Genomic DNA, 9,446 nt, shown 5'->3' with positions numbered 1-9,446 from the left:
TTCGCTCGCAATGACGAGGGAGGCATTTTACCCATTCTCCGCCATGCTTATATCGGCTTGAACGGAATGTCATGCTAACCTCGCGCCCATGATGAAGATCGAGAAAGCCCCGGTCCCCCTGATCGTCCCGAATCCAGACGATCCGCGCCTGACGCAGGCCGTGATCGGCGTCGACCAGACCGGCGCAAAGGTCGAGACCAGGGTGCCGATGGAGCGGCCGCTGACGCTCTATCTCAACGCCCAGGAGATCGTCACCATGATGACGATCGGCGACTATCCGGAATATCTGGCGCTCGGCTATCTCCTGAACCAGAACATGCTGAAATATAACGACGTGGTCACCGAGGTCGAATACCACGACGACCTCCAGGTGGTCGTCGTGCGCACCGAGCACCACACCAATTTCGAAGCCAAGCTGAAGAAGCGGACGCAGACCTCGGGCTGCGCACAGGGCACCGCGTTCGGCGATCTGCTCGAAGCGATCGAGAGCGTGGCGCTGCCGAAGGCGGAGCTGCGCACCTCCTGGCTCTACCAGATGACGCAGACCATCAACACCATGCCCTCGCTCTATCTCGAAGCCGGCGCGATCCATGGCTGCGTGCTGTGCAAGGAGGGCACCCCGCTCTGCTACACCGAGGACGTCGGCCGCCACAACGCCGTCGACAAGATCGCGGGCTGGATGTACCGCCACAACGTGGAAGCCGGCGACAAGATCCTCTACACCACCGGCCGCCTCACCTCGGAGATGGTGATCAAGACCGTGCGCATGGGCATTCCCATTCTCGTCTCGCGCTCCGGCTTCACCGCCTGGGGTGTCGATCTCGCGCGGCAGGTCGGGCTGACGCTGATCGGGCGCACGCGCGGAAAGCGTTTCCTCGCGCTCGCGGGCGAAGAGCGCATCGTCTACGACCAGAACCTCGACTATGTCGAGGAGGAGTCGGCCAGGCACAAGCGCAAGGGCGAAGGTGGCGATGACTGAGATGCCGTCGACGATTGGCGTGCTGCTCGCCGGCGGCCTCGCACGGCGCATGGGCGGCGGCGACAAGCCGATGCGCACCATCGGTGGCCGTACCATCCTCGATCGCGTCATCGCGCGGCTGACGCCGCAATGCGATCGCCTGATCCTCAATGCCAATGGCGATCCCGCGCGCTTTGCCGCATTCGGGTTGACCGTGATCGCCGACGACGTGCCCGACTATCCCGGCCCGCTTGCCGGCATCCTCGCCGCGCTCGACTGGACGGCAGCGAACCGGCCGGAGGTTGAGTGGGTGCTGAGCACCGCGGCCGACTGCCCGTTCCTGCCGCGCGATCTCGTCGCACGGCTGCACGAGGCGCGCGGGAGGGAGAACGCGCAGCTCGCCGTCGCGGCCTCGGGCGGTCAGTCGCATCCGGTGATCGGACTGTGGCGTGTCGATTTGCGCGATGCGCTGCGCCACGCACTCACGGTGGAAGATATTCGCAAGATCGACCGCTGGACCGCGCGCTATCGGCTGGCGACCGTGAGTTGGCCGGCCGAGCCGCTCGATCCGTTCTTCAATGCGAACACGGTGGAAGATGTAGCGGAAGCCGAACGGCTCGCCGCGCTGGATGCGGCCTCTCAGTAGAGCTTGGCTTTCGGAAACTCGTTGAGGAGCTGCGACCAGATGATCGCGAAGGCGATCAGGCCGCAGAGACCGTACGCCGTGGTGAACCGTGGCAGCCAGCCGCCAGCGACGAGCAGCCAGGCCGGCAGAAAGAAAATGGCAAAGATCATGCCGAGTGGAAACACCGCCAGCCACTGAAAGCCGGAGCCGTCTCCGGGCGGGACATGGGCGATGAAGTAGAAGGTGTAGAGCCAGAACAACGTGCCGGCGGCCGCGATCAGGGCGGCGATCTTGCGGAAATTCGGGGGATTTGACGCGGTCATGGCGGGCTCACCCTCCTTGGTCGCGGCGGCGGCAGGCCAAGTTCATTGAAGCGGCGGCAGGCCAAGTTCATTGAACCGGATCGCGGCTGGTTGCGACCCCTGAGGTGAAAAACTGCCGCGCGGATACGCCAGATGGCTGAGCCACTGCTGAACGCCCTGTTTACCATCGTGGATCTCGTCTGCGATCTCACGGTCGCGATCGATCGCACCAAACGGCTGAGCGAGATGGCCACGGGCAGCGACAAGATCGTCGACGTCCCTGCGGACCCAAAGCCGTTGCCTCCCGCCGCGCAGCGTGCGCTCGCGGAAGCCGAGGAACGCGAGCGCCTGCGCCGGTCGTCGCAAGACTAGGCCCACTCCCTCAGCCAGATGTTGTCTCGCGAGGTCAGGCCGGCCGGAATCCGGCGCGCTCCAATGCGGCGCGGCGGTCATCCGAGGCCAGCGCCTCGAGAAAAGCCTGCACCGCCGGACGCTGCTTGCGCGCTGTCACCAGCGCGAAATCGTAATGCTCCTCGGCGAGCGGAATGAAACCGAGGCCCGTTGTATGGGCGACCGGCGCAATGGTCATGCCCCAGTCGGCGCGACGTTGCGCGACCGCGGCGGCCACCGCGTTATGCGAGCGCGGCTGATTCCAGTAGCCTTCGGGGCGCGCACCGCCAAGCAGACGATCGATCAGGATGCGCGTGCCGGCACCCTGGTTGCGATTGACCATGATACAGGCGGGATCGGCCAGCGCGGCAGCGACAGCTTCCTTCGCACCGAGGCCTTCGAAGCGCTCGTCGCCTTTGCGGAAGACGATGCCTTGCATGCGCCGCCAGCCCGGCACGAGCTCGAGGCCTTCGGCGAGCCAGGGCGTATTGTAGGTTTCGGTCTTGTCGTCGAACAGATGGATCGGCGCAAGATCGCATTCGCCGCGCCGTGCAGCCGCGAGCCCGCCGAGGCTGCCGACGGCGATCGAACGGACGGCAAGGCCCGCGCGCGCCAACGGCGCGGTGACGAGATCGAGACCGGTGCAATGGCTGCCGATGATGACGAGGTCAGGCACGCGCACATGCGGCGTGAACAGCGTCACCTCGGCTTCGGTGCCTGACGGCATCTGGTCGGCGAGCGCATCGATGCGCAAGAAGCCATCGGCCTGCGCGAAGGAGGTGATGGCGCCGGAGCCTTTGCCGGAGGGATAGGCGATCAGGCCGTCGCGGCTCTCGACCAGCGACACCATGACGAATTCGGTGCGGCCGAGCTCGGAGGCGATGCGCACCGGCACCTTTGCGTTCACCTTGGCGTCGGCGCGCGGCGGCAGGCCGGCCATCTTGCGCAGCACCGGCACGATCATGTCGTGGAAGGTGAACATCGCCGAGGTCGGAAAGCCCGGCAGGATCACGACCGGCTTGCCGTCGCAGACCGCAAGGCACAGCGGCTTGCCGGGTTTGAGCGCAACGCCATGGGCGATAATGCCGGGCTTGCCGAGACGGCCGATGATGCGATGGGAGAGATCGCCTGCGCCCTTCGACGTGCCGCCGGAGAGCACGAGCATGTCGGCGTCGGCCAGCGCGGCGCGCATCGCAGCTTCGAGCTTCGCTTCGTCGTCGGGGATGGCACCCAGAAAAGTGGCGACGCCGCCATTCTCGTCGATCGCGGCAGCAACGATCGCACCATTGGTGTCGTAGATCGCGGCGGGTGGAAGTGCCTCGCCGGGCTGAACGAGCTCGTCGCCGGTGGAGATCACGGCAACACGCGGCTTACGCGCGACCTTGACCTCGGCGATGCCGCAGGCCGCCAGCATGCCGATCTCGCGCGAGCCGATCACGGTGCCGGCGCGCAGCAGCGCCTCGCCGCGCGCAATGTCGGAACCGGCATAGGAGACGAACTGCCCGGGCGAGACAGCGCGGCGCACCTCGACGCCTTGTGCACCTGCGGGCTGCGTGTGCTCGACCATGACGATTGCGTCGGCGCCGCGCGGCACTGGACCGCCGGTCGCAATCGGCGTCGCCGTGCCAGATGCGACCTGAAGCGTCGGCGCCGTGCCGCAGGCGATCACTTCGCCGTTCAGTGCAAGACGAACGGGCGCGGCTTCACCGGCGGGAGCGAGATCGGCCGAGCGTACGGCAAAGCCGTCGACATTGGAGCGATCGAACGGCGGCACGTCGATACGCGCAGTGACGTCCTCCGCCAGCGCGCAGCCGAGCGCATCAGTGAGCTTGCGCATCTCGGCGGGCAACGCGCGCGGGAACACGGCGTCGTCAAAGCGCCGCACCGCTTCCTCGCGCGAGAGGATTTTCAAGAACTGGTCCTGATCGAGCGAGGCGCGATCCTGCGGTTGCGGGGGCGTGGTCATGTCGAACCCATATCACTCCCGCAGGCGATAAGCATCGACCGGCTGCCCCGCAGCAAAGCCTTCGCTGTCGCCGGGAACCAGGAGCCAGCCGTCTGCCCGCGCGATCGACTGCAGCGCCAACGCGCCGACTGCAAGCGGCTGCCAGGTTCCGGCCTCTTCGGTCAAAAGCGCGATCTCGGCGACGCCGACGCCGGAGGCGATCTTGCGCGCGAGCGGCAGGGTGATCGCCCGTTGCTGCCGGCGCGCCGACAGGCGATCAAGCACCGGACGCGCCAGCGTCAGCCATGTTGCGAGCGCCTGGTCCGGCGATCCCGGCAGCGCGATGACGGGAACGGCGCCCAGTCGGCCGGTCGCCGCCGTCCGCCCGGGTTCGAGCGCGATACCATGGGCGAGCAGATTGCCGTGCACGGCGAGAGCAGAGATGGCCGCGTCCTCGCGCCCAACACCAGTGCCGCCGATGAGCAGGAGCAGATCGCAGGCGCTGGCATCGAGCACATCAGCGATTGACGCCGGATCGCGCGCGCCTGCCGCGATCTCGACGATCTCTGCTCCGCATGCGCGCGCGTGCTCCGCAATCAGCCGCGCGGAGACTCGGCTATCGCCGACATTGACGATGCGCAGGCGCGGGCGCCGCACGCTCAGCATCCCGACTCCAGCCGCGCGCGCGAGCATGAGATCCGTTGCGCAGATTTTCGTACCCGGCGCAGCAACCGATGCACCCGCGGCAATGTCGCTGCCGGCGCGCCGCACGCCTTGCCCCGGAATTCCCTCGGCCAGCACTTCGCTGATCGGCCCCACGGTCGCGACTGCATCGGCATCGAGCACGCAGTCGGTGCCTTCGGGCATCGCGTCGCCGCTCTCGACCCAGACCGGCGGCGCAGGCAGCGGCAGCGGCGAATAAGAAGACACACCGACAAGATCGTTGGCGCGCAGCGCCCAGCCGTCCGCGGCTGCGACATCATGCGGCGGATACGCCTTGAGCACCGGCATCTCGGCGGCAATGCAGCCGAGCGCCTCGGCCAGCGGCAAAGCGATCGGCGCGACCGGCTGAAGCTCACGCAGCAGGGCTGCGAGCGCGGCGTCGAGCGGCGTGAGCGATGGCGGCAGGCGCTGGGTCATGCGCTAGGGTGGACCATGGCGCGTGACGTTTGGCAACTGGCTCGCCTCAGCTCCCCTTCTTCTCGGCGTTGGGGAAGAAGAGCTGCTGGCCTTCGATCTTGTAGCTGGCGATCGCGGCCTGCCCCTCGGCAGACACCAGCCAGTCGACAAAGACCTGCCCCGCTTCCTTCTTCACCGACGGATGCCTTTCCGGATTCACCAGCATCACGCCGTACTGGTTGAACAGCCGCCGGTCGCCTTCGACGACGATGTCGAGATCGCCGCGGTTCTTGAAGGAGATCCAGGTGCCGCGGTCGGCGAGCACATAGGCGTTCATCGCGCTCGCGGTGTTGAGCGCCGCGCCCATGCCCTGCCCGATCTCGCGATACCAGGCGCCCTTGGCGCTTCCGATATCGATGCCGGCCACGATCCACAGCGCGAGCTCGGCCGCGTGCGTGCCGGAACGATCGCCGCGCGAGACGAACGGCGCGCCCTTGGACTCGATCGTCTTCAGCGCGGTGGCAATATCCTTGCCCTTCACACCGGCGGGATCGCTTTTCGGGCCGACGAGCACGAAATCGTTGTACATCACGTCAAAGCGCTTCACGCCAAAACCTTCCGCGACGAATTTTTCCTCCTGCGGTTTGGCATGGACGAACACGACGTCGGCGTCGCCGCGCCGGGCGGTGTCGAGCGCCTGCCCGGTGCCTTGCGCGATCACCTTCACATCGATGCCGCTCTTCGCCTTGAAGATCGGCAGGAGATAGCCGAACAGCCCGGAATCCTGCGTCGAGGTGGTGGAGGCGACGACGATCGAGCGCTCCTGCGCGGATGACGGCGTGCCTGACGATACGATGCCGAGCAGGATCGCGAGCGCGACGAACGAGCGGCGAGAGGTCATGGGCATGCTCCGGTCAAATGACGAGATCGCCGCGCAGGAAGGCGCGCGCCTCTGATGTTGCGGGATGATCGAGGAAATCGGCGGTCGCAGCGCGCTCGCACAGCGCCCCGCGCGCGAGGAACACGACCTCGCCCGCAAGCCGGCGCACCTGGCCGAGATCGTGCGAGGCCATCACGATCTTGATGCCGGACTGCGCGGCCGACAGCACGATCTCTTCCACCGCGCGCGTCGCGGCCGGATCGAGATTGGCGGTCGGCTCGTCGAGCAGGAGGATTTCGGGATCGCGGGCGAGCGCGCGCGCCAATGCCAGCCGTTGCTGCTCGCCGCCTGAGAGAAGGCGCGCCGGACGTGACGCGAGATCGGCAAGTCCGACCCGCGTTAGGAGATCTGCCGCGCGCCTCGCGCGTCCTGAACGCGGAGCGCCGGCCTGCGCCAGCGCGTAGCTCACATTGGCTGCGGCCGTTCGCCGCAACATCACCGGACGCTGGAAGACGAAGGCGCGACGCGTCGGCGCCGGATCGCTGCGGCCGCCCCAACTGATGCGGCCGCTCGTCGGCGTCGCAAGCCCCATGCAGAGCCTGAGCAGGCTGGTCTTGCCCGAACCATTGGGCCCGACGATCAGGGTCGGCGCGCCCGGTGCGATCGTGAGGCTCAGCGAGTTGAGAATGATGGTCGCACCCGCCTGTAGCGAGACGTTCTCGAACATGAGGGGGAGATCGCTTGCCGGCGCGCGCATGCTCAACCCGTCAGCCTCTGCGACCAGGCGCGCGTGCCCCAGGCGGCCGCGTTGATCGCGAGCACGATCACGATCAGGATCGCGCCCAGGCCCATCGCCAGCGGCAGATTGCCCTTGGACGTCTCGAGCGCCACCGTGGTCGTCATGGTCCGGGTGAAGCCGTCGATATTGCCACCGACGATCATGACTGCACCGACCTCGGCCGCGGCGCGGCCAAAACCTGCGAGCAAGGCTGTCAGCAGGCTGAAGCGCGCGTCCCACAGCAGCGTCGTCATCCGACCGACTGCGCCGACATTCATAGCGCTGAGCTCGTCGCGATATTCAGTCCAGAGATCCTCGATCGTCTGCCGCGTCAGCGCGGCGATGATCGGCAGGATGAGAACGGTCTGCGCCACCACCATCGCGGTCGGCGTGAAGAGGATGCCGAACTCGCCGAGGGGACCGGAGCGGGACAGTAGCAGATAAAGCGCGAGCCCGACGACGACCGGCGGCAGCCCCATCATCGCGTTGAGCAGCACCACGAGCACCGAGCGCCCCGGAAACCGGGTCAGCGCCAACAGCGCCCCGAGCGGCATGCCGATCGCCGCCGCCAGAAGCACGGCAGCCAGGCTCACCCCTAGCGACAGCCGCACGATTGCAACCAGGGTGGGGTCGCCTGACAGGATCAGTTGCAAAGCATTGAGGTGATCGGGCATTGTTCCCTCGCCGGAACCGACTGATCCAGTTACCCCCAATGAACTGCAAAGATTCCTGCTCGCGTCAAATGCCAAAAAACAAACAAGAATATGCATAGGAATGCAGAATGGAATTTTTGACCACCAGCGAGGCTGCCGACTACCTCCGGTTGGGCGAGCGGAAGCTCTATGAGCTCGTCACAACGGGCGCGATCCCGTGCAGCAAGGTGACCGGGAAGTGGCTGTTTCCCCGGCATGAACTCGACCTCTGGGTCCTGTCCGGCCTGGCGCGCCCCTCCGGAATGCTGACCTCGGAGCCGCCACCGATCATCGGCGGCAGCCAGGACGATCTCTTGGAATGGAGCCTGCGTGAGTCCGGCTCGGGCCTCGCCTCGTTGAGCGAGGGCACCGCGCGCGGGCTCGAGCGTCTGCAGCGCAACGAGGTGATGGCGGCTGCGGTGCATTTTCACAGCATCGATTCCTCGGACAATCTGGCAAACGATGCCAATGCGGCGGCGGTGCGCACGGCATCCGACCTGCACGACGTGGTGCTGATCGGCATGGTGCGCCGCGAACAAGGATTGGTGCTGCCGGCAGGCAATCCGAAGAAGCTGCGCAGCCTGTCCGACGTGCTGGCGCTCGGCGCGAAAATGGCGCTGCGCCAGCAGGGCGCGGGCGCGCAGATGCTGCTCGACGTGCTGTTGAAGCGCGCCGGCGCTTCACAGAAGGACCTGCGCCGGATGGACGATCCCTGCCTCACCGGGCCGGACCTTGCGGCCGCGATCCGCGCAGGGAACGCGGATTGCGGCGTCGCAACGCGGGCCGCGGCCAAGGCGGCGGGGCTCGAATTCGCGCCGCTGCTCTGGGAAAGCTTTGATCTTGCGCTGCGGCAACGCAGCTATTTCCGCCCGCCGATGCAGGCGCTGATCCGGTTCCTGACCGACAAGCGGCTGCGGCAGCGCGCCGAGGAACTCACGGGCTACGATACCTCGCCCGCAGGACAAATCCGCTTCGCCGCCTGAAGCCACGTTGACGCCCCTCTCCAATAGTTGCAAAAGAAACCAATTCAGCCGCGCCTCAAGCGGCACAGGCAACACCGGCCAATGCGCCGGACGAGGGAGGAAAAGCGTGTCTCCAAGGACTACAGGACTGTCCGTCGTTGCCGCACTTGCGGCGACGCTGGTGTCGGGCGCGGCGTTCGCGCAAGTGTCCGACGACATCGTCAAGATCGGCGTGCTCACCGACATGAACGGCCCGGCCTCGACGCCGACCGGCCAGGGCTCGGTGACGGCGGCGCAGATGGCGATCGACGATTTCGGCGGCAAGGTGCTGGGCAAGCCGATCAGCGTGATCGTCGGCGACCACCAGCTCAAGCCCGATATCGGCGGCGGGATCGCGCGGCGCTGGTACGACGTCGATCAGGTCGATCTCATCGTCGATGTGCCGGTCTCCGCCGTCGGCCTTGCCGTGCAGAACATCGCCAACGAGAAGAAGAAGCTGTTCATCACGCATTCGACGGGTACTGCCGACTTCCACGGCAAATTCTGCTCGCCTTACGCGATCCAGTGGGTGTTCGACACCCGCGCGCTCGCTGTCGGCACCGCGCAGGCCGTGGTCAAGCGCGGCGGCGATAGCTGGTTCTTCATCACCGACGATTACGCCTTCGGCCATTCGCTGGAGCGCGACGCCTCCGCCGTCGTGACCGCCAATGGCGGCAAGGTGCTGGGCTCGGTGCGGCCGCCCTTGGCGACGCCGGACCTCTCCTCCTTCGTGCTGCAGGCGCAGGCCTCCAAGGC

Annotated in this window: 11 protein-coding genes; 5 read left to right on the top strand and 6 right to left on the bottom strand. The window is 66.7% G+C overall.

Annotation, left to right across the window (positions count from 1 at the left end; all coding sequences use genetic code 11):
* Positions 1 to 88: 88 nt before the first annotated feature.
* Both C2U70_RS27680 and mobA read left to right on the top strand, forming a co-directional pair.
* Complete coding sequence (locus C2U70_RS27680) at positions 89 to 979, top strand: formate dehydrogenase accessory sulfurtransferase FdhD (RefSeq protein WP_140981801.1); 891 nt, start codon at positions 89 to 91, stop codon at positions 977 to 979.
* Entirely contained in the window at positions 972 to 1,604 is a 633-nt protein-coding gene (gene mobA / locus C2U70_RS27675) for a molybdenum cofactor guanylyltransferase MobA (protein WP_140981800.1), read from the top strand. The genes C2U70_RS27680 and mobA overlap by 8 nt, the downstream gene beginning before the upstream one ends.
* Here the strand turns inward: mobA and C2U70_RS27670 are convergent.
* Positions 1,598 to 1,906, bottom strand: a complete 309-nt coding sequence (locus C2U70_RS27670) for a hypothetical protein (protein WP_140981799.1) — start codon at positions 1,904 to 1,906, stop codon at positions 1,598 to 1,600. The genes mobA and C2U70_RS27670 overlap by 7 nt on opposite strands.
* 132 nt (positions 1,907 to 2,038) lie before the next feature.
* On the opposite strand from C2U70_RS27670, the gene C2U70_RS27665 reads away from it, so the two are divergent.
* Entirely contained in the window at positions 2,039 to 2,257 is a 219-nt protein-coding gene (locus C2U70_RS27665) for a hypothetical protein (protein ID WP_140981798.1), read from the top strand.
* Between the two features lie 34 nt (positions 2,258 to 2,291).
* Here C2U70_RS27665 and C2U70_RS27660 read toward each other — a convergent pair whose 3' ends face one another.
* Genes C2U70_RS27660 through C2U70_RS27640 form a run of 5 tightly spaced genes read right to left on the bottom strand, consistent with a single transcriptional unit; the run spans position 2,292 to position 7,671 of the window.
* Entirely contained in the window at positions 2,292 to 4,241 is a 1,950-nt protein-coding gene (locus C2U70_RS27660; RefSeq protein ID WP_140981797.1) for a molybdopterin biosynthesis protein, read from the bottom strand.
* A 12-nt stretch (positions 4,242 to 4,253) separates the two neighbouring features.
* Positions 4,254 to 5,360 carry a molybdopterin-binding protein gene (locus C2U70_RS27655; RefSeq protein WP_140981796.1) on the bottom strand — a complete coding sequence of 369 codons (1,107 nt, stop codon included), beginning with the start codon at positions 5,358 to 5,360 and terminating at the stop codon, positions 4,254 to 4,256.
* Between the two features lie 46 nt (positions 5,361 to 5,406).
* Entirely contained in the window at positions 5,407 to 6,240 is an 834-nt protein-coding gene (locus tag C2U70_RS27650; RefSeq protein WP_140981795.1) for a substrate-binding domain-containing protein, read from the bottom strand.
* A gap of 13 nt (positions 6,241 to 6,253) precedes the next feature.
* Entirely contained in the window at positions 6,254 to 6,976 is a 723-nt protein-coding gene (locus C2U70_RS27645) for an ATP-binding cassette domain-containing protein (RefSeq protein WP_140981794.1), read from the bottom strand.
* A gap of 2 nt (positions 6,977 to 6,978) precedes the next feature.
* Positions 6,979 to 7,671 carry an ABC transporter permease gene (locus C2U70_RS27640; RefSeq protein ID WP_140981793.1) on the bottom strand — a complete coding sequence of 231 codons (693 nt, stop codon included), beginning with the start codon at positions 7,669 to 7,671 and terminating at the stop codon, positions 6,979 to 6,981.
* A 107-nt stretch (positions 7,672 to 7,778) separates the two neighbouring features.
* Between C2U70_RS27640 and C2U70_RS27635 the strand changes: the two genes are divergently transcribed.
* Both C2U70_RS27635 and C2U70_RS27630 read left to right on the top strand, forming a co-directional pair.
* On the top strand, positions 7,779 to 8,672 hold the full coding sequence (locus C2U70_RS27635; RefSeq protein ID WP_140981792.1) for a helix-turn-helix transcriptional regulator: 894 nt from the start codon (positions 7,779 to 7,781) through the stop codon (positions 8,670 to 8,672).
* Between the two features lie 106 nt (positions 8,673 to 8,778).
* Positions 8,779 to 9,446: ABC transporter substrate-binding protein (locus C2U70_RS27630; protein WP_140981791.1), on the top strand; the 668-nt coding region annotated here is incomplete at its 3' end.

The organism is Bradyrhizobium guangdongense (genome assembly GCF_006483445.1).
In the GTDB taxonomy this organism is placed as follows: Bacteria; Pseudomonadota; Alphaproteobacteria; order Rhizobiales; family Xanthobacteraceae; genus Bradyrhizobium; species Bradyrhizobium guangdongense_A.
This window is presented reverse-complemented; position numbering and strand designations above follow the sequence as displayed.

Excerpts from the sequence above, each read along its gene's own strand:
- C2U70_RS27680 (WP_140981801.1), top strand. The coding sequence starts at position 89 with ATGATGAAGATCGAGAAAGCCCCGGTCCCCCTGATCGTCCCGAATCCA.
- mobA (WP_140981800.1), top strand. The coding sequence starts at position 972 with ATGACTGAGATGCCGTCGACGATTGGCGTGCTGCTCGCCGGCGGCCTC.
- C2U70_RS27670 (WP_140981799.1), bottom strand. The coding sequence starts at position 1,906 with ATGACCGCGTCAAATCCCCCGAATTTCCGCAAGATCGCCGCCCTGATC.
- C2U70_RS27665 (WP_140981798.1), top strand. The coding sequence starts at position 2,039 with ATGGCTGAGCCACTGCTGAACGCCCTGTTTACCATCGTGGATCTCGTC.
- C2U70_RS27660 (WP_140981797.1), bottom strand. The coding sequence starts at position 4,241 with ATGACCACGCCCCCGCAACCGCAGGATCGCGCCTCGCTCGATCAGGAC.
- C2U70_RS27655 (WP_140981796.1), bottom strand. The coding sequence starts at position 5,360 with ATGACCCAGCGCCTGCCGCCATCGCTCACGCCGCTCGACGCCGCGCTC.
- C2U70_RS27650 (WP_140981795.1), bottom strand. The coding sequence starts at position 6,240 with ATGACCTCTCGCCGCTCGTTCGTCGCGCTCGCGATCCTGCTCGGCATC.
- C2U70_RS27645 (WP_140981794.1), bottom strand. The coding sequence starts at position 6,976 with ATGCGCGCGCCGGCAAGCGATCTCCCCCTCATGTTCGAGAACGTCTCG.
- C2U70_RS27640 (WP_140981793.1), bottom strand. The coding sequence starts at position 7,671 with ATGCCCGATCACCTCAATGCTTTGCAACTGATCCTGTCAGGCGACCCC.
- C2U70_RS27635 (WP_140981792.1), top strand. The coding sequence starts at position 7,779 with ATGGAATTTTTGACCACCAGCGAGGCTGCCGACTACCTCCGGTTGGGC.